The organism is Simiduia sp. 21SJ11W-1 (assembly GCF_024138675.1).
Classification (GTDB): Bacteria; Pseudomonadota; Gammaproteobacteria; order Pseudomonadales; family Cellvibrionaceae; genus Simiduia.
Window position 1 is genome coordinate 85,000 of record NZ_CP090959.1, and the last position, 20,495, is coordinate 105,494.

Consider the following 20,495-nt stretch of genomic DNA (forward strand, 5'->3'; position numbering starts at 1 on the left):
CGAATAGGTTCAGTGATTTATGGTTGTTTTTTCACCGATACGCTCTGGATCATAAGGGGGATCACAAGGCGATGCCAGCCGCGCGGCTGACCTGATGGTCACTCGGCGGCTTGCAGTAGTTCGAGTTCTTCAGAGAGTTCAAACCAGCGCGTCTCAGCGGCCTCAAGGCCTGCTTTTGCTTCGGCCTGGGCCTGAATCAAGGCGTGTAAACGGTCTTTCTGGTCGTCTTGGTAAAGGCTGGTATCGGCCATGGCAGCTTCCACTTCGGAAAGCGTGGCCTGAAAGCTTTCCATCTGTTGCTCGGCCTTTTTCAGGGCTTGGGTCAGCGGCTTAAGCCTCGCCCGTTGGGCGGCAGCTTGCTGGCGCTGGGCCTTGCGGTCTACTTTATTGGCGTCGTCACTGGTGTTGGCGGTGGGTGCGGCAGTTTGTTGTAGCGCCTGGGTCCATTGATGGTAGGCCTCAAGGTCACCGGCGAAGGGTTCAACCCGGCCCTGATGTACCAGCCAGAATTCCTCCACTGTGTTGCGCAGCAAATGCCGATCGTGGGAAACCACCACCACCGCCCCTTCGAAGGCCTGCAGCGCTACGGTAAGGGCGTGGCGCATTTCCAGATCCAGGTGGTTGGTGGGTTCATCCAAAAGCAGCAGGTTGGGCTTTTGCCAGGCGATAATGGCGAGCGCCAAACGCGCTTTTTCACCACCGGAAAAGGGCCGCACCTTGGCCAGCGCCAGATCGCCGTTAAAGCCGAAACCGCCCAAAAAGTTGCGAATTTCCTGATCGCTGGCCTTCGGCGCAAGCCGTTGCAAGTGCAGCGCGGGCGTGGCGTCTAGATCCAGCGCCTGCAACTGGTGTTGGGCAAAATAGCCCACGCGCAGGTGTTCGCCGGCAATGCGCTCGCCGGCCAAGGGTGCCAGGTCGCCCGTGAGTGCTTTTACGAGGGTAGATTTACCGGCGCCGTTAAAGCCCAAAAGGCCAATGCGCATGCCCGGCAAGAGGGTGAGGTTCAAATTGTTAAACAGGCGCTTTTCACCATAGCCTAATTGCGCCTGTTGCAGGCTCACCAGCGGCGTGCTGACCTTCTCGTAACAGGGAATGGCAAAGTGAAAGGGCGAATCTATGTGTGCAGGGGCGATAGATTCCATGCGCTCGAGCTCTTTCAGCCGGCTTTGGGCCTGCTTGGCCTTGGAGGCCTTGGCGCGAAAACGGCGCACAAAATCTTCAATTTCAGCCACCCGCGCCTGCTGTTTTTCAAACGCCAGCTGTTGCTGTGCCAGCCGCTCGGCTTTTTGGCGTTCGTAGGCGGAGTAATTGCCCACATACAGCACCAGCTTCTGGCCTTCCAGGTTGACGATGCGATCTACCGTTTGATCGAGAAAATCCCGGTCGTGGGATATCAGCACCAGCGTGCCGGCGTAGCGCTTGAGCCATTGTTCAAGCCAGAGGGTGGTGTCTAAATCCAGGTGGTTGGTGGGTTCATCCAGCAATAACAAATCACTGGGGCACATAAGTGCCTGGGCCAGATTCAGGCGAATGCGCCAGCCACCGGAGAAATCGCTCACGGGTTTCAGTTCATCACCCGGTGCAAAGCCAAGGCCGGCCAGCAATTGCAGGGCGCGGGCATCGGCGGTATAGCCGTCTATGTGTTCCATATCGGCATAGGCGCGCGCCAGTGCTTCGCCTTCGCAGGTGGCCATCAACCCCTGCAGGCGGCGCAGCTCGGTATCGCCATCCAGCACGTGGTCGAGCGCAGTGCGGTTGGTGTTTTCAATTTCCTGGGCCATGTGCGCAATGCGCCACTGGGCCGGCACCTGGGCGTGGCCTGCATCGGTGCTGAGCGCGCCCAGCAACAATTGGAAGAGCGAAGATTTACCCGTACCATTGGCGCCAATCAGGCCCACATGTTGGCCCGGATGGATGCGCAGGTCGGCCTGCTCCAGCAAAAATTTTTGCCCGCGTTGCAGGCTGACTTGGTTTAGTTCAATCATGGCGCGCATTGTATCAGCGCGCCCAAGGGCCACCAGTAGAATCTATGCAGACATTTAAAGAATTTGCCTTGCGCCTGTACGGGCAGCCAGAGGTTGAGGCCGAGTGCCTGCACTGGCAAGACAGTCACGGTGTGAGCGTGCCCCTGTTGTTGTGTTGCGCCTGGCTTGATTGGCGCAAGGTGGGCTGCGAACCCGCGCAACTGCAGACACTGGTAGCCCCGGTGCTGGCCTGGGAGCAAGATATCGTGTGGCCTATGCGTAAGCTGCGCCGTGAATTCAAGGTCGCCGCCACCAAAGACGCCGCCGCCGAACAGGCCCGCGAGCGTATCAAGCAGGCGGAACTACAGGCCGAGCTCGTGGTGCTCGACAAGCTTGCCGCCCTGCCCTGGCTCCCCAGCCCCCACTCTGCATTGGCAAGCCTCATACAGCATTACCAGCTGGCCGAATGTGACGGTTTCCCCGCTTTGCGCCAAGCAGTGGCCGCCCTGCAACCGGTGCGCTTAACAGGCCCAGATAACTAGGCTAGTATTGGCCGCTCGTCATGCACGCCTAAGCCAGTGTGGAGCTTGGGTCCAACCGGAAGAAGATAATGATTAAAGTGAAACACAGCCTGGTATCAGGCATTGCTCTGGCGTCTGTATTGTTGGCCGCCTGTGGCGCAGACAAAAAAGCTGAAGAAGCCAAGCTTGAAAGCCTGGAATCCAAAGTGAGCTACATGTTCGGCACCAACATGGCGAGCCAGTTCAAGCAAGAGGGTTTCCAGCTTGATGCCAACGCTATTGCACTGGCCATTAACGACGTTCAGGCCGGCAAAGAAAGCCGTATCAGCGAAGAAGAAATGCAGCAAGTGATGCAAGACTTCCAAGCCAAGGCCCAGGCCCAGCAGGAAGAAAAGTTCAACGCCGTAGCTGAGGGCAACCTCAAAGAAAGCGAAACCTTCCTGGCGGAAAACGCGCAGAAAGAAGGTGTTCAAACTACCGAATCTGGCCTGCAGTACAAAGTGGTTGCCGAGGGTGAAGGCGACAAGCCCACCACCGCAGACAGCGTGACAGTGCACTACAAAGGCACCTTGATTGATGGCACCGAGTTCGACAGCTCTTACAGCCGTGGCGAGCCCGTCAGCTTCCCGGTAACCGGCGTGATCCCCGGTTGGACAGAGGCACTGCAACTGATGAGCCCGGGCGCCAAGTACGAGTTGTACATTCCATCAGACCTGGCCTACGGCCCAGGCGGCACAGGCCCCATCGGCCCGAACCAGGCGCTGATTTTTGAAGTGGAATTGCTGAGCGTTGAAGCCTCGGAAGACAAAGAAGCCGCCGCAAAATAAGCGCGCGGTAATTAAAAAGGCTGCTGCGGCAGCCTTTTTTTTGCCTGTTATTTAAGGATGTGAATAAAGCCGTTACTGGCAACGGCCACATGGTGGTTGCCCGCAAAGGCCAGCGCCAACACAGAGGCGCCGGTGGGCTGTAGGGTTTCGCGCTTGGGCAGGCGCCAGCGCTTAAGCTCGCTAAGGCTCGCCACGTCCCACAGCTGCACTATTTCATCGGGGCGGCCGGTGATGAGCTGTTTGCCGTCGCTGGAAAAGCGCGCGGCAGTAAAGCGCAGGCCGCGCTTAACCATTGAGGCCTGTAGCGGAATGTTGCCGATGGCGCGGCCGGTTTCCAGGTTCCACAGCACGGCCTTGTCATATTTGGCGGCGGTCAGTGCGCGGGTGCCGTCTTCGCTCAAGGCCACCATCTGCACTTCATCTTCATGCTGGAAGGTTTGCAGGGCGGTGCTGGTGTCGGTATCCCACAGAATAGCGGTGTGATCTTCAGAGCCCGTGAGTGCAAGCTTGCCATTGCCCGAGAGTGACACCTTACGCACCCGGTTGGTGTGGCGCAGGGTGCGCGCTATGCCGCCGCGTTTGATGTCGAAGATAACCGCGCTGCCATCCACCAGCCCCAGCAGCGCAAAGTCGCCCGTGGGGGTGAGCGCCATGTCGAGTATTTCGGCCGGTGCATTCCAAAAGCGCACCGCCTGGCCCGATTGCAAATCCCAGAACACAATGGTGTGGGTGGTGGCGGTGGCAACCCAGCGGCCATCAGCCGAAAAGGCACTGGCGTGCAGCGTGGATTGCTCGCCGGCTTTGTGGTTCCAGTTATACAAGCGCTCGAAATCCGTTACCCGCCAGAGGCTGCCGCCTTCAAAAATGGAGCCGATCACTGCGTATTGCCCGGTGGCATCAAGGCTTGCACTGAGTGCACCCTTGTTGGCAACTTCAATACTTTTTGTGGGAGTGGGCGTTGAATCGCACGCGGTGAGCCAGAGGATCAGCAAAAGGCTTGCGGCTTTCCATTTCATACGCGTATCTCTTAAGGCAACTGGCAATTGGCTAGTGGCTTTAAAGATAGTGTATATCGGCAGGCTTCGCCCGAGTGGCCCCGGGCGAGATGCGCTTACACCACGAGGTCTTTGTGGGCGTCGTGCAGTACCGCAATAAGGCGATCTTCCGCGGCGAAGCGGGTTTCCAAGGCATCACCCAAGTGCGACAAATCGTTGCGCAGGGCGTCGAGGTCGTCGGTTTCCTGGTACTTGTCGTTGAAATCCAGAATCACGTCGGTGGTTGGATCTATCTTGGTGTAGAGCTCGCCGGCCTCTTTAATGGCCGCCTTATCTTCGAATTCCTTGGCCTCTTCCACCAGCTGCTTGTACACCTCAAAGTGGCCCGCCGAGGTGTAATCCACCAGCAGTTCGCACAGGGTGCGCACGGCATCGCCATGCTGCTCTGGCTCGAAGGCATCGTAGTCTGAGAGTTTGCAATACAGAACCAGCACATCCTGACGTTCCTGCAGCCAGCGATCGATAATATCACTGACGCCACCCCAACGTTCTTTGGCCGTTACGCAGTTTTCGAGCATGTCGCTAATTCCTTAACGCTTTCGACGAGACGAGTGATCAATGTAGGGGAAAGCGTGAACGCCGGCAAGACTTAATCAGCCAAGCAACCCAAGAGCCTCGGCCAATGCAGGCAGCCAAAGCGCGGTAAAGGCACCGGTGAAGCCCATGGCGAGGCTGGCAAAGGCACCGGCTGTGGGGTGCAGTTCAAACGCCCGTGCAGTGCCAATGCCGTGGCCATTGAGGCCAAGTACCAAGCCTTGGGCACGCGGGTCTGTGAGGCGGCACAGGCGAAATACCCAGGGTGCGGCCACAGCGCTCACAATGCCCGTAAATATCACAACCCCGGTGGTAAATCCGGCCGGCGTGTGGAGCTGCTCGGCGATGCCAAGGGCGATGGGCGTGGTGACAGATTTAGGCGCCAGTGCCAATAGTAGCGATGGCTGACCACCGGCCAGAAATGCCGCCAAAAGCGCAGCACCGCAGGCGGCAAAACTGCCCAGCAGCACCGTTACCAGCACGGGCCCCGCGTAGCGTTTCACGTGGTGGAATTCCCGGTGCAGTGGTACAGCCAGCGCCACGGTGGCCAGGCCCAGCAGTTGGTCAAACAGGCCCGTGAGGCTGCGGTAGTAGCCAAAGGGTACATCGGCCAGCCACAGGCCCGTGGCCAACAGAATTGAGGCCAACAGGAGTGGGTGCAAGAGCGCGGGCTGGCCCAGGCGCTGGTTGCACCAGCGCCCGATTTGATAAGCGCCTAAGGTGCTGCCCAGTGCCAACAAAAGGTGTAAGCGCTCGCTCACCCTTTAGCCCCAAAGCGCCCCAGCAACCAGGCACTCAGCAGCATGCACAGCAGGGTTGCACCCACCATGGCTGCCAATACTGCCGGCCACTGGGCCTGCAGGTCGGCCGGTAAAAAGAAGATGCCCACCCCGGCCGGTAAGAACAGCAAGCTCAGGTGGTTAATGAGTGCCTGGCTTGCGCGCTCGGTGGGCGAAACCCAGCCTGCAAGGCCGAAGTAGGAAGCTGTGCGAAGGCATAACAGTAACAGCACCATGCCCACCACCGCGCCTGGAATGGGCCAATCCAACCACAGGCTTATTAGTTCACCGGCCAGCTGAAAGCCGATGAGAATCAAAAGCCCCGCAATCACGCCCGGCGCAGGGCCTGCCAGCCGCTGATGATCGCCAGGCCAATAAAGGCTACCAGCGTCCAGCCGGGAATACTCAAGCCCAAAAAGCTCCACACCACATCGGCGCAGTTGCCATCGCCTTGAAACAACAGCGCCAGCGCTTCCATGATAGGGAAGGTTTCAAACATATACTCAAGGCCCGGGCCGCAGGCCGGCACCTGATCTTCAGGCAGGTTTTGAATCCACACGTGGCGAGCGGATACGCCACCGCCCACCACCGCAGCCAGCAGGCTCAAGGCGCCATACACCTTGCGCCCGAGTGCTTGTGGATTGTGCAATGCGGCTACCAGTGCCAGCAGCCCCACGGCAATCACAAAAATGCGCTGGGTAATGCACAGCGGGCAGGGGTGCATGTCCATCATGTGTTGCATGTACAGGGCGGTCAATATCAGCCCGGTACAGCCCAGAAAAACAATGACATAGGTTTGGCGAATGCCGGGTAGCATGGCTGGCTCCTTGGAAAATTGGCGCATTAACTGGCGGCCACACTAGGCGAAAAGTGTATTGTGCACAATATGCGCGCCTCAAAAACGCGCCAGAGCGACTATGCTAAAAGCTTTCCTGCACTGGTTTACGGATTAATTATGGCGCCCAAGAAATTCTCCCTGATCGTGTTTATTTGCCTAGTGGCCGTCTTGTTGGCGGCGCCCGGTTACGGGCAAGATGAAGAAGGCGAAGCCGCCGCCAAGCCTGAAGCCCTGTATATCCCGTTGCAGCCACCTTTCGTTGTGAATTACGGCGGCCCGGGGCGGTTGCGCTACCTCAAGGCCGAGCTGACGGTGCGCGTGCACGACGTTGGCGCTGCGCAAAGTGTGCGCCACCACATGCCCGCCATCCGCGATGCGCTGGTGAGCTTAATGAGCCGGCAAGAAGAACTGGTGATAGACACCCAGGAAGGCAAAGAACAAATGCGTAAAGACGCGCTGGGCGCCATTCAAACGGTGATTGAAACCGAAGAAGGCGAAGACAGCGGCGTGGTGGATGTGTTTTTCGACAACCTCATCGTGCAACGCTGAATTACCCCAGCGGGCGCAGCTGCAGCGAAACGCGCTTGCTGCCAACGCCCTGCTCGCCCACGGCAATAAACCCCTGCTGTTGATGAAACTTAAGCGAAGCCGGGTTGGCGGGCGCTATGTCTATTTCAGCTGCTAGCCAGTGGTATTCATGGGCCTGCGCCCACGCGACTAGCGCTTTGTATACAGCCTGCCCCTGGCCTTGGCCGCGTACTGCATCACTTAGCACTATGCGATCGATGTACAAAAACCGCTGCAGGCGCGCGTTAAACCAGCGGTAATTGATACTTTCATAGGCGCGGCCTGCGCCAAAGCCAATCACAAAGCCCACCACCGCCTGCTGGTATTCCAGTACCCAAAACAGATCGCTGGCATCTGCGAGCCGGGCAAGCTTTGGTGCATCCAGCGGGCTTAAAAAGTGTACCGATTGCGCGTTCAAGGCGAGCACTTGGGGTGCATCTTCGGGCGTGAATTGGCGTAGTGTAAAGGTCATGGGATTTTCTGTTTATGCAGGGCAGGCTGCGCGTTAATTCGGTGCGAGGTTTGCGCATTCAAGCGTGCGCATTTGTTGCATGCTTTGCTCTGCCAATGCAAGCAGCGCCATTACTTGCAGCGCTTGTTCGCCGCTTACCGGAACACTGCCTTCACCGCGAATGGCACATGCCCACTGTTGATAGAATTCGCCATAGGCGCCTTTTTGCATGGGCAGTTGTTCACTGTGGCTGCCGCCCGCCTGGCTCTCGCCAATGCTTAATTTTGCGTAGCGATCAGGGTTTACACCATAGCCTGGGCGGCCGGCAGCAAGGCCCTGCTTCAATTGCGCCTCTTGCGGGTCTAGCCCATGAATTGTAAGGCTTGCGCAACTTCCCTCCACATGAAAGCGTTGCACGTCTGATGCACAATGCGGGCTTGAATGCAGCACCACTTCCAGCTGCGGGTAGTGCAATTGCACGTGAAAATAATCCACACTTTGCGCGTGTTCGCGCATCTGCTTCAGGCGTGCCGTTATTGCCGTTGGCCAGCCGAACAGGCACAGCGCCTGATCCACGAGGTGCGGCCCAAGGTCAAACCAAATACCGGCACCGGCGCCGGCATTCTCGCGCCAGCGGTTGCGCACAATGGGGCGAAAGCGATCAAAGCGCGATTCAAAATACCTGAGCGCTCCCAGCCGCCCGGATTCAATAAGCGATTGCACCGTAAGAAAATCGCCATCGAAGCGGCGATTCTGAAATACCGTAAGCAGCCGCGCATTTTTCTGTGCAAGGGCTACTAACTGTTGCGCCTGCGAAAGAGTGACCGTCATGGGTTTTTCAAGTAGCAGGTGCAGCTTGTGGGCAAGAATTTTCTCGCCCAATGCAAAATGCACATCGTTGGGTGCGGTTACAACCACGGCATCCAGCCCCGGGTGGGCCAGAAATTCTTCAAGCTGGTGGTATAGCTGCACCCCTTCAAGTGTGAGGTGTGGTTGGCTGGATAACAGCGCGCACAGGTGCATGCCGTTTGTTTGTGCAAGCAACGGCAGGTGAAAGGTTTGCGCGGCGTAACCATAGCCAATCACGCCAACGTTAATAGTCACACAACGGCTCCTTGTTTTTCAGCGCTGCTGGATATAGCGGCTGTTAGCGCAGTTTTCGCCACAATACCCGCGCCAGTAGCAACAACACAAGCAGTACAATCACGCCGGGTATGGCGTAGGCCACCACAATGAGGGTGTTGGCAATACCTTCAGACAAGTGCTCGCCGAAATCACCCAGGGCATGGCCAATGGGCGCCCAAAACCCTGTGTAGGTTTGGGTTTGCAGATGAATATTAACCACCTGAAAATCTATGCGCTGTAACAGCCGCGCCTTTTCGCCTTGCGCGTATTCAAGATCAGATTGCACCCGTGATAATTCAGAGGCAATGCGAATGAGTGATTCCACTTCCTCTGCCGAGGTTTGTTCCAGTTGTTCAAGTTTGTCGCGATAGCGCAACAGCATTTCAATGCGTTTGTCGTTATCCACCACGGCACTTTGCAAATCATCTACCTGGGTGTTTTGGTGAGTAACTTCACCCAGTGTACGGGCGCTGGCAAGGGTGTCGGCCACGCGATCGGGTGCCACGCGCATGCGCAAGTGGGCAGAGCTAAATTCACCCGTATGCAAATTGGCAGTTAATAGCGTGCACAGCGCTTGGGGTTGTTCACGGCAGGCGGCCGCCAGTTGCTCGTAGGCAGCCGGTACACTAGCGGCCGCCATGCTCACGGTGAGGCTGTGTTCATAGGCCAGGTACTGGCTTTGCTCTTTTGCCTGTGGCGCCGGCGCCGATGCCATCATGCGCGCACCAGAGGCCACAAAATCCTCCTGTACCACCTTGCTGGTGTCAGCACTGCAGCTGGCCAAGGTAACCAGCATAGTCAAAACAATACCCAATTTACCCATCATCATTGTGCCTCCGTGGCATAACGCTATTTGAGCCGCTGAGCTTATCAAGTTGTAGGTGAATGCTCCATGAACGTGAGCAGTTTCTGGCCGAAACTGGCTCACTGCACTTTCATAGTTTGAAATTCACTACCCTGCACGCGTTTAGCGCTTTGTGGGTGATGCAGTGCGTTTAACCTGTTCGTTAATAGAGGCAGAGCTTCGAACAAGTGGCCAAAAAAGTTGTTCGGCAGCGGTGGTGTCGGCCAGCCCTTCTACCCCAAAGTGCTTTGGGCGCGAGCGGGTTATGCGCGCAGAGCCGAACAATAGATCCCACAAAAATAAGAGATTGCCATAGTTGCCCTTGTAGTGGGTAATGCCATCGGCCAGATGTTTGCCGTGGTGCATGGAGTGGGTTGAAGGCGTAGAAATTACGCGCTCCAACAGCCACATAACGTGTTTGAGTGCGGGAATTTGGTAGAGCTTTTCATCCCAGGGCACGGCGCAGTGGGCGCCGGTAGTAACCGTGAGCTTCACCACAATGTAAACTGCGTACACCCAGCCGAGCCCCAAATAAATGAGCACCGCCGAGCCCCAGATGCCCGGCATCATCCAGTAGTAAAATACGTTGTTGCGGTACACAAGCCGTACACTCATGTACTCGGCATTGTGGTGGGGGCGATGCAATTTATACAGCCAAGGTATTTGGTGTGATAGCCGGTGCCACCAGTATTGGCTCATGTCGTCTATTATCAGGAGCGCCGCCAGTTGCCAAACGGGGTGCAGCTCGTGTAACAGGCCGCCTGCTGTGGGAAAGTAGGCTTGCCCCAAAAAATTTACCAGCAAAATAATGCCCGGTTGGGTGATAAGCAGCAGCGAAATGGTGCTGGCAAGCTCTACCTGCCAGTCGCCGGGCCGCTCTTCGGGCTTATGAAATAACCCCAAGCGCACAGCTTCAACCACGGCAAAGGCGAGGTAAATTGCAATAATCAGAATTAGCTCAGGGCGCATAAGGGGCGGGCCAGCAGTTAACTACGCAGTGGGTCAGTATAGCAGGCGCTACCAGGTGGCTAATTTGCCGTCATCAAACACTTCACCGGAAGCCACTGTTTGCAAGTAAATAAATATCTGATTGAGTGGCAGGCCTGCGTGTTTACTAATGCACATGGCCAGTGTGGTAAGCATGAGTTGGCGGCGCTCGGGCGGGGTGAAGTCCGGCACTAACAGCTGCACCTGAATCGGCTGCGTGGGCCCTTGTGTACGGCCACCCAGGCTTTTGGCCCGGTAGCACCCGGAGGAAAAATATTGCCAGCCAATGCTCAGGTGCTGCTCGTCAATAGCCAATGCACTCGCAAAATCCTGACTGATTAAATCTAACCGCGGGCTTGGATTTTCAAGGTCAAGCGGCAGGGATTGAATGTTGATAATGGGCATAGGCAATCCTGATGATTCGTGACAGGAAGATTGGTGATTAAATAAGTCTAGTGGATTGCACGCAGCTGTTGGAAATAAGATTTCTATTGCTGCGTTGAAACCCAAATTTTTTCAACAAATGTAATGCCTTACCGAAAACACTGACTCTGTGGGTATTCACCGCTGCCGTGACGCGAAGCCTTTGCGTTCAAAAGTACAGGCTGACTGGCTGCTATTATTCCGAAACTTTCTTACGTGCCTGTTCACTGAATTTCTGTAGTGCAGGGTACAGTGCCTCGAAGGCTGCCTGTAGTTGCGGGCGTTGTTCGCGCAGTGATTCTTCAACCCCTGCGAGCAGTTGTGGGCGGGAAATGCGTTTGCGCAGGCTGCCTATAACGCCCAAGTAGGTTTCCTGGTCGGCGTAGCGTTCAAATAATTGGTAATCTCGTGCGCGGGTTAAGAACCTTTGGGCACCCTCGGGCATCGCTTTGGCGTGTGGTGCAAGTTGATGATGCACTTCTTCGCAAAATTCGCCGAGGTTCTGTGAGTGCCAGCGGGTGAATTGCCGGGCGAGAAAGTGATCGAAGGTGATGTCTAGCACCGGGCCTGCCAGCCGTCGTAATTGCGGCCCCAGCAAAGTAATGGCGGCTTGTGTGTGGGCTTGTTGATCTACCCAGGCGTCAATTTTCCGGTGCAGTGCCACGCCCTGTAGAATGTCAGGCGCCCAACTTTGTTGGTGAATATGCAGCGGGCCTTTCAACCAGTCACCTAAAAAGCCGCCTACGCGCAGCGCCGGATTCGGGCCAGAGAGCGCGAGGTGGGCTAGATAATTCATTGGGCCTTAAGGCCGGCCTTGAAAGGCCGGCGCCGAAATTTCAGGTAAGTAGCTAGTTGGCATCACGCCCAGTGCCTGGGCGTGCGTGCGCCGCCCGTGGCTTGAATAGTTAATTGAGGCCGAGGCCGAACCGGCAAGACTTTGCGCTCTACGCGATGCAACCTCGGTGGCTGTAGGCATCACAGGCAATCAAACTTGGGTTTGTCGCAGCAGGTGTACTGGGCGTAGAAATCTGCCAGGTACTGCTCGAAACTCAGGCCTTGTTCACGCTCTATTTGCGCCTTGGCAGCCAAGGATTGCTTGGCGAGTTTTTCAAACAGCGTGAGCGCGTCTTTGGTGAGTGCACGTTGCTTGAAATACTCTGCATGTTGTTCGGCCAGATCGCGGGCCAGCTGGTAGAAGGTTTTACCCTGTGCTTGCATATCGGCCAAAAGCCTTGCCGCCGGCGTTTGGCTTGGGTCTGCAACCCGTGCGCGCACGCCATTTACGGCGTCGCTGAAGGCGTTTGAATCTGCGCTGGTGTCTAACAGCTCGGCGGCGCGGCCAATACCGGCCAATAACTCATTGGCCCAGGCGTGCATGTTGCGCTCTTGGTTGTTGTGTAACAGCGTCAGATTTGGGTCGCGCCCCTGCTCCACAATGCGGCGCTGGTTTTCCTGCATGTCTGCGTATTCGTTGCTGTTTGTTTCCGGGCTTTGCTCAAGCAAACAAAACAGCAAGAAGGCATCCATAAAATGCAATTGCTCGGCCGTTACACCCAAGGGCTCGTAGGGGTTTAAATCTACACAGCGCACTTCAATGTATTCCACGCCGCGCGCGTGCAGCGCGTTGAGTGCGGTTTCGCCGCGCTGGCTGGTGCGCTTGGGGCGAATGGTGGAGTAGAACTCGTTTTCAATTTGTAACAGTGCGGTGTTGAGTTGCCGGTACTCGCCGTGTGCGTCTTTCAGGCCGATGGCCTGGTAGTCTGCATGGGGCTGGGTAATGGCGCCGCACAGGGTTTTCAGGTAGGTGTTGAGGTTGTTGTAGCACACGGTAAGTGATGCCTGGGCATCGCTCTGGTAGCCCAGGTTGCCCATGCGCAGGCTGGTGGCGTGCGGCAGGTGCAGGCTGTGGTCGTCGCCACCCACGGGCACCAGTTGGTGTGGCCTGTCTCTTACAAAGCTTCTGCACACCGCGGGCGCTGCGCCGTATAGGTACACCAGCAGCCAGAAGTAGCGGCGGAAGTTGCGAATTAAATCGAAGTAGGATTGGGTTTTAAAATCCTGAAAGCTTAGCGGGCTTTTGGCGCGCGCGTGCAGGGCTGCAATTAATTCATCGGCAAACGAAAAGTTGTAGTGCACCCCGGCAATGGTTTGCATGGCACGCCCGTAGCGATGCCCAAGGCCAATGCGGTAGGTGGTTTTCATGCGCCCGGTGTTGGAGTTGCCGTAACGCGCCACGGGTATGTCGGCATCGGCGCCAATCATGCACGGCATGCTGGCTCCCCACAGCACTTCGTCGCCCAGATGGCGGTAGGTGAAGGTGTGAATGTCGCTCAGCTGGCCCAGCAGCGCATCTACGCTGGTGTGCGGCTGGGTAATGAACTCCAGCAGCGCTTCACTGTAGTCGGTAGTGATGTGCGGGTGGGTGAGCGTGGCGCCCAGTGCCTGGGGGTGATCGGTTTGTGCAATCTTGCCATCGGCGCCCACGCGCAAGCTTTCTTTTTCCAGCCCCCGCAATATCACCTTCAGCAGGTGGGTGTTGCCCTCGGCCAGCCAGGCCAGTTTGTCTTGCAGGGGTTGTGAAAGCGTGGTCAAGGGCTACTCCTTAGGCCGGGTGTCGGGTTGCTCAGAGCGTGTGCAGTGGCTCTGGTGCATCGTGTGGGGTTGCGTTATCGGATGCCGATTCATTGGCAGAGCTTAGCGCGTCTGGCTCTGTGGCGTCATCTCCGGCGCCCTCCAGCAGTGCGGCCTGTTCGGTGTTGCGCTCGGCCTTGGGCAAGGGCGCGGGTTTGGCATCTTCAGGGATTTGCGGCAGGCCCTTGTCGTTTAACGGGCATTCCAGCAGGTGAATGCGCTGGGTGTAGTCTTTGGCGTTCACCTCTACCTTTTGGTTGATGGCCTCGTCTTTGTAAGGCGTTTGGTACAGGCTTTTCAGGTCTGTGGCATCTACCCATTCACGCTGTTTGTTCAGCAACAGTTTGTGTTGGTTTTGCAAAATGAAGGCTGTTTTCATGGAAATTCCGGCTCAAAGTAAAAACTGAGGGTTGCCCCCAATCATGGGGGCAAAAATCCGAAATGAAAGGTCTGGGGTTGCAGCGCACCGCTGGTTTACCGCGCACTACACCATAGGCGTAACAACTGCCTATATGGCAAAGCATTTAGCCCAAGCTTATGGCGAGACCAGTGGGCCGCGCTCAGCTGTTAGACGCCAGGCCATCGGTGGCGGCATGTTGCTTTAAGATGTTCACCGTTTGGCCCTCTTGCAAGCGCTCGGCACCGCGCACAATCACCAGATCCCCCTCTTTCAGGTTGCCGGTAATGGCAATGCGGCTGCCGTAGCCGTCGCCTGTGCGCACTACCACCCGCTCGGCCTTGTCTTCTGGCCCAACCTTGTACACGTACACCTCCCGCTCGCGCAGCACCAGGGCATCGCGAGGTACCGTGAGCGAGGCCTGTTGCTCGCCGTTGGGCAGCTCTACTTGCACCGCCTCACCAATGACCCAGGTGTTGTCGGCCACAATGCGCAGCTCCAGCATGCGTGAGCGCTCGTCACCTACGGGCACCAGGCTCCTCACTGTGCTCACCTGGGTGGCGTGGGGGTTGCGCACGGCAACCTCGGCATTGCGGCTGAGAAAGCGCAGGGTGGAAAGTGGCGCCTGGGCGCGAATTTCCAGGTTGTCGGTATTGGTGAGGCGCACCAGGGTTTCGCCTGTGCTGATGTGCTCGCCCGGCTGGTGGTTGCGGGCCACCACAACGCCATCGAAAGGGGCCACCACCTGGGTGCGCTCCAGATCGTACCGGGTGCGTGCCAGTGCCACTTCGGCGGCGCGCAACTGCTGCAGGGTGGTGTCGCGCTCCATGATGAGCCGCTCGGTTTCGGATTTAGAGGTGTTGTTGGCCTTTACCAGGCTTTCGTTCCGGCTGACCTGGCGCGCCAGAAATTCAAGGTTTGCCTTAAGGCGCGCCACGTTGGCTTGGTCGTTTTGCAATTGCAGCTGCCAGATGCGGTCGTTCAGGCGCGCCAGCGGCTCGCCCTTGGCCACGGCGTCACCCACTTCTGCCACCCACAGGAGGTTGCCGGTGATTTCTGCGGCAATGTTGGAATCTTGCCGGCTGATCACCGTGCCGGGCACCCACACGGTGGGTGCAATATTGCGGATCTGCGCCTCGGCCACCTCCACGGCGGCGGGCGGGCGCTGCTGCTGCGCCTGGGTTGGGTTACTGAGCAGCGGGCCGATCAGGCACAGGCTGGCGATACTGAATCTAATGAATGCATTCATGGCGGTATCCTCAGGCCACAGATTTCAAATGACGAAGTTGGCTGCCGGGCGGTATGTCGTGCATCGACAACTGGCCCTTGGCGCCCATGCGCAAAAAGCAGGGCAGCAAAATCAGGGTAAACACGGTGCTCACACACATGCCGCCCACAATCACCGCGGCCAGGCCACGGTAGATCACGCTGCCCTCACCGGGCATCAGCAACAGCGGCAACATGCCAAATAGGCTGGTGAGCGTGCTCATGAAGATGGGCCGCAGGCGCAGCATCAGCGCTTGCTCTACTGCCAGGTGGCGGTTCATGCCCTCGCGCTCGGCCGAGCGGGTTTGGTGCACCAGCAAGATGGCGTTGTTCACCACCAGGCCCAGCATAATCACAAAGCCGATCATGGTGAGCAGATCCAGCGGCTGGAAGCCCACCAGGTTCAGCACCTGCAGGGCAATTACCCCGCCTACCATGGCAAGCGGCATGGCCAGCAGTACCAGGGCGCTGTCTTTGGGGGAGCGAAACAGCACACTCATCAGCAAAAACAGAATCAACAGCGCCACGGCGAAGTTTTCCCCCATGGTGCCAAGCGCCTGGTTGAGGTTGTCGGCACTGCCGCCGTAGAGCACGTTGCCCTCGGCCAGCGCCGTGCGGATTTTGGGCTCAACCTCAGTGCGCAGGGTATTGATGGCCTTCTCGAGCGACATATCCTCCGGCGGCACCACCACCAGCGTAAGCGTGCGGCGGCGATCGATGCGGCGAATCTGGTTGGGGCCTACGGTGCGCTCGATACTCGCCAGTTGGCTAAGGGGCACCACCGCACCGCTGGGGGTGGCCAGTGGCAGGCTTGCGAGCGCCTCGGGGTTTTCCCAGCGCTGGGCGCGCATGATCACGTCCATGCGCTTAACGGCGTCGAAGTGCTCGCCCACCCATAGGCCCTGGCCCAACATGCGAATTACCGAGCCCATGTCGCGCCGGTTCCAGCCCAGCTCTTGCAGGGCGCGATCGTTGGGGATCAGCCGCAGCTCGGGCTCGGAATCCGAGGTGCCGGGCTCTACCCGCGCCTGGGCCTGTGGAATGGCTTCGTTCACCCACCCCACCGCTTGCTCGGCCACCTGTGCCAGCAACTTTGGATCTGAGGCTTGCAGGTGCATGGGTACGGCGCGGTTGCCGCCGAATTGGCCGAACAAATTGCCCTGTGAGCTAAAGGCCTGGGTATCTGGCAGGTTCACGGTAATTTCTTCGCGCACCACTTTTAATAAATCTTCCACCTTGGATTGATCCAGTGCGCGCGCGCCCATGGTGCCGCCACCGGGCCACACCAGCACGTAGAAGTTTTTCAGTGCCGGCTCCTTTTCGCCGCGCATGTACGGGCCCATGCGCTCGTTAATCACGTTCACAATTTCTTTTTCAATGGTGTCGATATTGGTGGCCGGCGGGAAGCGGAAGAAGGTATCTACGGCGTCGCGCTTGACCGGCGGCAGGTAATCCATTTCCGGCAGTAATAAATAGGTGGCCAAGAGCGGTACGCTGATCAGCCCGGCAATCAAACTCCAGCGCTGTTTGGGCGTATGGGTGAGGCGCATAACAACGCCTGTAATGCGTGTCCAGAGCGGCTTGTTGTGATCTTCCAGCGCGCCTTCCTTAAGCCAGCGTGAAGCCAACAGCGGCACCACGGTAACCGCAACCAACAGGGAAATACTCACCGCAATGGTGATGGTGAGCGCCAAATCGGAAAACAGCTGGCCCTCCACATCTTTTAAAAACACCACCGGTAAAAAGATGGCCACAGTAGTGGCGGTAGAGGCCAGCAAGGCGCCCCACACTTCGCCCGTGCCTTTGGTGGCGCTTTCATCTGGGTTGTGTTTTTGCTCGCGCAGGCGCACCACGTTTTCAAGCACCACAATGGCGGCATCCAGCACCATGCCCACAGCAAAGGCCAGGCCCGCCAGTGAAATCACATTCAGGGTGCGGCCGGTAAACTGCAACACAATGAATGTGGAAAGCAGCGAAATGGGAATGGTCAGCGCCACAATCAGGGTGGCGCGCAAGCGGCGCAAAAACCACCAGAGCACGCCCACCGCCAACAGCACGCCCAAAAAGATATTACTGGTAACAAGGTTGATGGCCCGATAAATAAATACCGAAGCATCAAACGATTGCACCACCGTAAGGTTGCGATCTTTCACCGGGCCGTCGCGCAACTCGGCCATTTTTTCTTTAACGGCGTTGAGTGTGGCCAGCACATTGGCGCCGCTTTCGCGGGTGATTTCAATGCCGATGGCAGGGTTGCCGTTTTGGGTGGCCAGGCTGAAACGATCGGGCTTTTGCACGGAAATATCGGCAATATCGCCCAGGGTAATGGGCCGCCCGTCGCGCCATTCAAGCACCATGCTGCCCAGCTCTTCAGGCTTGTAGCGGCCGGCCATGCGCAAAGTGTATTGGCGCCGGCCCACGTCTACCCGCCCGCCGGAGACATCGTTAGATTGGCTTACAAGCCCAGCCACTGCCGGCAGCTGAATGCCAAGCTGGGCCGCGCGGTAGGGGTCGAAGCGAATTTGCAGCTCTTCCTGGTTGTTGCCACCGGCGCCGCCTACTCTTGCGCTGGCAACGCCCGGAATCGATTCAATGGCGGGGCTGATCACCTCATCCACAAAGGGAATAAATTCTTCAACGGGCGTGTTGTTGCCAGGCAGTACCTGCAAGAAATACCAGGTGAGTGCAGGCCCGCCGCTGCCACCGCCGCCCAGGCTGATAATGGGTTGGGTGGCATCGCGCGGCAGCGGCTGCAGGCGATTCATGCGCGAAATCACATCCACCAGGGTTTTCTGCATGTCGGTATCCATGCTGAAGGTGAGATTGATCCACGCCCAGCCGGCGTTCGATGAGGCCACCACTTCCTTTACGCCGGGCAGGCCCTGCAACACTTCTTCAATGGGCTCAACAATTTCCGACTCCATTTCCTTGGGGCTGGCCGCGCGCCAGCCGGCCTGGATGTTGATTACCGGGTTTTCGATGTCTGGAAATAATTGAATGGGTAACTTGTTGAGGCTAAACAGGCCGAAGGCCACAGCGAAAACAATGGCAACAATCGCCGCGGGTGGATTGCGCAGCGTAGCTTTTGTGAAATTCATGTTGGCTAATCCAATGGCTATGCATCGAAGCGGGTGAGGCTTTCACCTTAGCAAAAGGCCATGGCAAAGTTCCGGCACTTGCGGTGTGGCGTAAAAAACTTGCGGCCAGTGGAGTTTACTGGCCGCAATGAGGGTGACGGGCGTGTTTTTCTAGCGTTTAACCGTTACTTGAGGAAGGTGGATACCTTGTCTTTGTAGCTGCGGCTCATCTTGAGTTTGTCGCCACTGTGAAGAATCAAATGATATTCCCCATTGATATGAGAACTGATTTTTTCAATACGTTTGATATTCACAATGGTTGACCGGTGCACCCGTTGAAAGAGCCCGGGGTTAAGCTGCTCTTCCAGGGCCTTCATGGTGATGCGCATCACGTGTATCACGCCATTTACGTGCAGGCACATGTAATCGCCTGCGGCATCTACCCAGTCTATATCTGCCACCGGCACCAGCGTGATGTTGCCGCCGTCTTTCACGGCCAGTTTTTCCGGGTACTGATTGCTGTTATCTTCATCGCTCAGCCATTCATCCAGCTGCGACGGATCTTTTTGAGTGATGCGGCCTATCACATCCAGCAACTGGGCCTTATCTGCTACCGCATTTTTGTGATCGTACACATGGTGTGCGCGGGCCACGGCTTCGCGCAGGCGGGTGTCTTCAATGGGTTTTAGCAAATAATCCACGGCGTGAATTTTAAAGGCGTCTACGGCGTAGTGATCAAACGCCGTGCAGAAAATAATCATCGGCATGTCGTCTGCTTGCAGTGCGCGCACCACATCAAAGCCATCCATGCCGGGCATTTGAATATCCAGAAACACCAAATCCGGGGCAAGCTCGGGAATGGCCGCCAGCGCTTCGCTGCCGTTGCTGCACTCCCCAACCACTTCAACGCCCTCTATGTCTGCCAAGCGCAGTTTCAGGCCGCGGCGGCCCAGGGATTCGTCGTCAACAATCAGTGCCTTGAGGGTCATGCAGCTTTGCTCCTTTCTGTACTGCTGTAGGGAATGCGAATGGTAATGCGCAGCCCGTGTGGTTCTATGTTTTCTAGCTCAAAACTGTGGGCTGCGCCATACAGCTCGTGCAGCCGCTCGCGGGTATTGGCAAGGCCAACGCCGCCGTGTTGGCCCTCAGCGCGTTCGCGCAGTGCCACGGGAATATCGGCAATGCCGGGGCCATCATCGGTTAGCTGAATAGACAGCTGGTTGTGCAGCACATCGGCATCCAGCTCGATGGTGCCGCCATTGGGGCTTTTGGCAATGGCGTATTTAATGGCGTTTTCAATTAATGGTTGCAGCAGCAAATTGGGAATGTGGGCATTGCGCGCCGACTCGCTAATGCGAAAGTGAATGTTCAGCCGCTCTTCAAAGCGCAGCTTTTCAATGCCCAGGTAGAGTTTCAGGGTTTCCACCTCTTGGGCCAGCGTCACTTTCTGCATGGGGTTGTTATCAAGCGAGTAGCGCAAAAATTTGCTGAGCTCAGTCACCATGCCGTTGGCCGTGGCGGTTTCCTTTTCAAGAATCAGCGTGGAAATGGCATTCAGGGTGTTGAACAAAAAGTGCGGATTTAGCTGGTAGCGCAGCATTTTCAGCTGGGCCTCGTGGGCCATGGCTTGGGCTTTCAGGGTTTTTTCTTTCTCGGCCTGCAGCATGCGGTAGTATTTGAGGCTGAAATACAGCGCCGCCCAGCTCAAAAATATAAAAAACGAATAGGTGTACCAGCCCAGGTATTCGTACAGGGAGCGGTCTGTTTTCATATCCTGATTGAGGTAGAAAAACACCTCCATCTTTAAATAAGACCAAAGGCCCGTGGTCACAATCACCGCCAGCAGCGAGTAAATCCCCCGCAAGAGCGCGTTCATGTTCCAGATTTTCTTGAAAAACTCCCTCAGCCCCAAGCTCAGCATCAGGCCTGTAGTTACCGACAATAGCGTGTAGGCCACCTGCATGCCGAAGTGCCTGTCCCAGAAGATGGCAGACAGCGCCACAAAAAAGCCATAGCCGGCCCACCCAAACAGGTTGAGTGCCCAGAACTGGTAGTTGGGTTGGGTCAGAATTTTCTGAACCAGCGGTTGTTGATTAAGGGGCTGCATAGTGCTCGATACTGGGTATTTGATGTTCTTATTATAAGGGCAGCGTACGCCTTGGAAGTGGCGGCCACTGCGTATTGGTCGCAATATCAGCGCCATTGGCCG

21 protein-coding genes are annotated in these 20,495 nt (G+C 57.1%); 3 read left to right on the top strand and 18 right to left on the bottom strand.

Features of this window, described 5'->3' with window-relative positions:
- Positions 1 to 98: 98 nt before the first annotated feature.
- The gene (locus tag L1F30_RS00450) at positions 99 to 1,985 is read right to left on the bottom strand and encodes an ABC-F family ATP-binding cassette domain-containing protein (protein ID WP_253358224.1); all 1,887 of its coding nucleotides are present in this window, start codon (positions 1,983 to 1,985) and stop codon (positions 99 to 101) included.
- Positions 1,986 to 2,029: 44 nt separating this feature from the next.
- Here L1F30_RS00450 and L1F30_RS00455 point away from each other — a divergent pair, with 44 nt between their 5' ends.
- Together L1F30_RS00455 and L1F30_RS00460 are read left to right on the top strand one after the other, a co-directional pair.
- Complete coding sequence (locus tag L1F30_RS00455) at positions 2,030 to 2,506, top strand: TIGR02444 family protein (protein WP_253358225.1); 477 nt, start codon at positions 2,030 to 2,032, stop codon at positions 2,504 to 2,506.
- A 68-nt stretch (positions 2,507 to 2,574) separates the two neighbouring features.
- A complete protein-coding gene (locus L1F30_RS00460) occupies positions 2,575 to 3,312 on the top strand; it encodes an FKBP-type peptidyl-prolyl cis-trans isomerase (protein WP_253358226.1) in 738 nt (245 codons plus the stop codon).
- Positions 3,313 to 3,359: 47 nt separating this feature from the next.
- Here L1F30_RS00460 and L1F30_RS00465 read toward each other — a convergent pair whose 3' ends face one another.
- From L1F30_RS00465 to L1F30_RS00485, 5 genes are all read right to left on the bottom strand, one after another.
- Complete coding sequence (locus tag L1F30_RS00465; protein ID WP_253358227.1) at positions 3,360 to 4,328, bottom strand: WD40 repeat domain-containing protein; 969 nt, start codon at positions 4,326 to 4,328, stop codon at positions 3,360 to 3,362.
- Positions 4,329 to 4,423: 95 nt separating this feature from the next.
- Positions 4,424 to 4,885 carry a sigma D regulator gene (gene rsd, locus L1F30_RS00470; RefSeq protein WP_253358228.1) on the bottom strand — a complete coding sequence of 154 codons (462 nt, stop codon included), beginning with the start codon at positions 4,883 to 4,885 and terminating at the stop codon, positions 4,424 to 4,426.
- Between the two features lie 75 nt (positions 4,886 to 4,960).
- On the bottom strand, positions 4,961 to 5,662 hold the full coding sequence (locus L1F30_RS00475; protein WP_253358229.1) for an LrgB family protein: 702 nt from the start codon (positions 5,660 to 5,662) through the stop codon (positions 4,961 to 4,963).
- Positions 5,659 to 6,012 carry a CidA/LrgA family protein gene (locus L1F30_RS00480; protein ID WP_253358230.1) on the bottom strand — a complete coding sequence of 118 codons (354 nt, stop codon included), beginning with the start codon at positions 6,010 to 6,012 and terminating at the stop codon, positions 5,659 to 5,661. The genes L1F30_RS00475 and L1F30_RS00480 overlap by 4 nt, the downstream gene beginning before the upstream one ends.
- On the bottom strand, positions 6,009 to 6,497 hold the full coding sequence (locus tag L1F30_RS00485) for a disulfide bond formation protein B (protein ID WP_253358231.1): 489 nt from the start codon (positions 6,495 to 6,497) through the stop codon (positions 6,009 to 6,011). Before L1F30_RS00485 ends, L1F30_RS00480 begins: the two co-directional genes overlap by 4 nt.
- Positions 6,498 to 6,635: 138 nt before the next feature.
- Here L1F30_RS00485 and L1F30_RS00490 point away from each other — a divergent pair, with 138 nt between their 5' ends.
- Positions 6,636 to 7,067, top strand: coding sequence for a flagellar basal body-associated FliL family protein (locus L1F30_RS00490; RefSeq protein ID WP_253358232.1), 432 nt, complete (start codon positions 6,636 to 6,638; stop codon positions 7,065 to 7,067).
- A 1-nt stretch (position 7,068) separates the two neighbouring features.
- Here the strand turns inward: L1F30_RS00490 and L1F30_RS00495 are convergent, their stop codons facing one another.
- From L1F30_RS00495 to L1F30_RS00550, 12 genes are all read right to left on the bottom strand, one after another.
- Entirely contained in the window at positions 7,069 to 7,557 is a 489-nt protein-coding gene (locus L1F30_RS00495) for a GNAT family N-acetyltransferase (protein ID WP_253358233.1), read from the bottom strand.
- A 33-nt stretch (positions 7,558 to 7,590) separates the two neighbouring features.
- Positions 7,591 to 8,640, bottom strand: a complete 1,050-nt coding sequence (locus L1F30_RS00500) for an oxidoreductase (protein WP_253358234.1) — start codon at positions 8,638 to 8,640, stop codon at positions 7,591 to 7,593.
- A gap of 43 nt (positions 8,641 to 8,683) precedes the next feature.
- Positions 8,684 to 9,490, bottom strand: coding sequence for a DUF4349 domain-containing protein (locus tag L1F30_RS00505; RefSeq protein ID WP_253358235.1), 807 nt, complete (start codon positions 9,488 to 9,490; stop codon positions 8,684 to 8,686).
- A 138-nt stretch (positions 9,491 to 9,628) separates the two neighbouring features.
- A complete protein-coding gene (locus L1F30_RS00510) occupies positions 9,629 to 10,474 on the bottom strand; it encodes a sterol desaturase family protein (RefSeq protein WP_253358236.1) in 846 nt (281 codons plus the stop codon).
- 48 nt (positions 10,475 to 10,522) lie between these two features.
- Positions 10,523 to 10,897: a hypothetical protein gene (locus tag L1F30_RS00515; protein WP_253358237.1), complete on the bottom strand. Its 375-nt coding sequence runs from the start codon at positions 10,895 to 10,897 to the stop codon at positions 10,523 to 10,525.
- Positions 10,898 to 11,111: 214 nt separating this feature from the next.
- Entirely contained in the window at positions 11,112 to 11,711 is a 600-nt protein-coding gene (locus tag L1F30_RS00520) for an ACP phosphodiesterase (protein WP_253358238.1), read from the bottom strand.
- 179 nt (positions 11,712 to 11,890) lie between these two features.
- Positions 11,891 to 13,507, bottom strand: coding sequence for a glutamate--cysteine ligase (gshA, locus tag L1F30_RS00525; protein ID WP_253358239.1), 1,617 nt, complete (start codon positions 13,505 to 13,507; stop codon positions 11,891 to 11,893).
- Between the two features lie 31 nt (positions 13,508 to 13,538).
- Entirely contained in the window at positions 13,539 to 13,925 is a 387-nt protein-coding gene (locus L1F30_RS00530; protein ID WP_253358240.1) for a hypothetical protein, read from the bottom strand.
- A 181-nt stretch (positions 13,926 to 14,106) separates the two neighbouring features.
- Positions 14,107 to 15,192 (bottom strand): efflux RND transporter periplasmic adaptor subunit, encoded by a 1,086-nt coding sequence (locus L1F30_RS00535; RefSeq protein ID WP_253358241.1) that lies wholly within the window; start codon positions 15,190 to 15,192, stop codon positions 14,107 to 14,109.
- A 10-nt stretch (positions 15,193 to 15,202) separates the two neighbouring features.
- Entirely contained in the window at positions 15,203 to 18,307 is a 3,105-nt protein-coding gene (locus L1F30_RS00540; protein ID WP_253358242.1) for an efflux RND transporter permease subunit, read from the bottom strand.
- Positions 18,308 to 18,471: 164 nt separating this feature from the next.
- Positions 18,472 to 19,275 carry a LytTR family DNA-binding domain-containing protein gene (locus L1F30_RS00545; RefSeq protein WP_253358243.1) on the bottom strand — a complete coding sequence of 268 codons (804 nt, stop codon included), beginning with the start codon at positions 19,273 to 19,275 and terminating at the stop codon, positions 18,472 to 18,474.
- Positions 19,272 to 20,393, bottom strand: a complete 1,122-nt coding sequence (locus L1F30_RS00550; protein ID WP_253358244.1) for a sensor histidine kinase — start codon at positions 20,391 to 20,393, stop codon at positions 19,272 to 19,274. Before L1F30_RS00550 ends, L1F30_RS00545 begins: the two co-directional genes overlap by 4 nt.
- Positions 20,394 to 20,495: the final 102 nt, after the last annotated feature.

Excerpts from the sequence above, each read along its gene's own strand:
- L1F30_RS00495 (WP_253358233.1), bottom strand. The coding sequence starts at position 7,557 with ATGACCTTTACACTACGCCAATTCACGCCCGAAGATGCACCCCAAGTG.
- L1F30_RS00515 (WP_253358237.1), bottom strand. The coding sequence starts at position 10,897 with ATGCCCATTATCAACATTCAATCCCTGCCGCTTGACCTTGAAAATCCA.
- L1F30_RS00455 (WP_253358225.1), top strand. The coding sequence starts at position 2,030 with ATGCAGACATTTAAAGAATTTGCCTTGCGCCTGTACGGGCAGCCAGAG.
- L1F30_RS00465 (WP_253358227.1), bottom strand. The coding sequence starts at position 4,328 with ATGAAATGGAAAGCCGCAAGCCTTTTGCTGATCCTCTGGCTCACCGCG.
- L1F30_RS00545 (WP_253358243.1), bottom strand. The coding sequence starts at position 19,275 with ATGACCCTCAAGGCACTGATTGTTGACGACGAATCCCTGGGCCGCCGC.
- L1F30_RS00505 (WP_253358235.1), bottom strand. The coding sequence starts at position 9,490 with ATGATGATGGGTAAATTGGGTATTGTTTTGACTATGCTGGTTACCTTG.
- L1F30_RS00540 (WP_253358242.1), bottom strand. The coding sequence starts at position 18,307 with ATGAATTTCACAAAAGCTACGCTGCGCAATCCACCCGCGGCGATTGTT.
- rsd (WP_253358228.1), bottom strand. The coding sequence starts at position 4,885 with ATGCTCGAAAACTGCGTAACGGCCAAAGAACGTTGGGGTGGCGTCAGT.
- L1F30_RS00485 (WP_253358231.1), bottom strand. The coding sequence starts at position 6,497 with ATGCTACCCGGCATTCGCCAAACCTATGTCATTGTTTTTCTGGGCTGT.
- L1F30_RS00530 (WP_253358240.1), bottom strand. The coding sequence starts at position 13,925 with ATGAAAACAGCCTTCATTTTGCAAAACCAACACAAACTGTTGCTGAAC.
- L1F30_RS00535 (WP_253358241.1), bottom strand. The coding sequence starts at position 15,192 with ATGAATGCATTCATTAGATTCAGTATCGCCAGCCTGTGCCTGATCGGC.
- L1F30_RS00550 (WP_253358244.1), bottom strand. The coding sequence starts at position 20,393 with ATGCAGCCCCTTAATCAACAACCGCTGGTTCAGAAAATTCTGACCCAA.
- L1F30_RS00460 (WP_253358226.1), top strand. The coding sequence starts at position 2,575 with ATGATTAAAGTGAAACACAGCCTGGTATCAGGCATTGCTCTGGCGTCT.
- L1F30_RS00520 (WP_253358238.1), bottom strand. The coding sequence starts at position 11,711 with ATGAATTATCTAGCCCACCTCGCGCTCTCTGGCCCGAATCCGGCGCTG.
- L1F30_RS00490 (WP_253358232.1), top strand. The coding sequence starts at position 6,636 with ATGGCGCCCAAGAAATTCTCCCTGATCGTGTTTATTTGCCTAGTGGCC.
- L1F30_RS00510 (WP_253358236.1), bottom strand. The coding sequence starts at position 10,474 with ATGCGCCCTGAGCTAATTCTGATTATTGCAATTTACCTCGCCTTTGCC.
- L1F30_RS00450 (WP_253358224.1), bottom strand. The coding sequence starts at position 1,985 with ATGATTGAACTAAACCAAGTCAGCCTGCAACGCGGGCAAAAATTTTTG.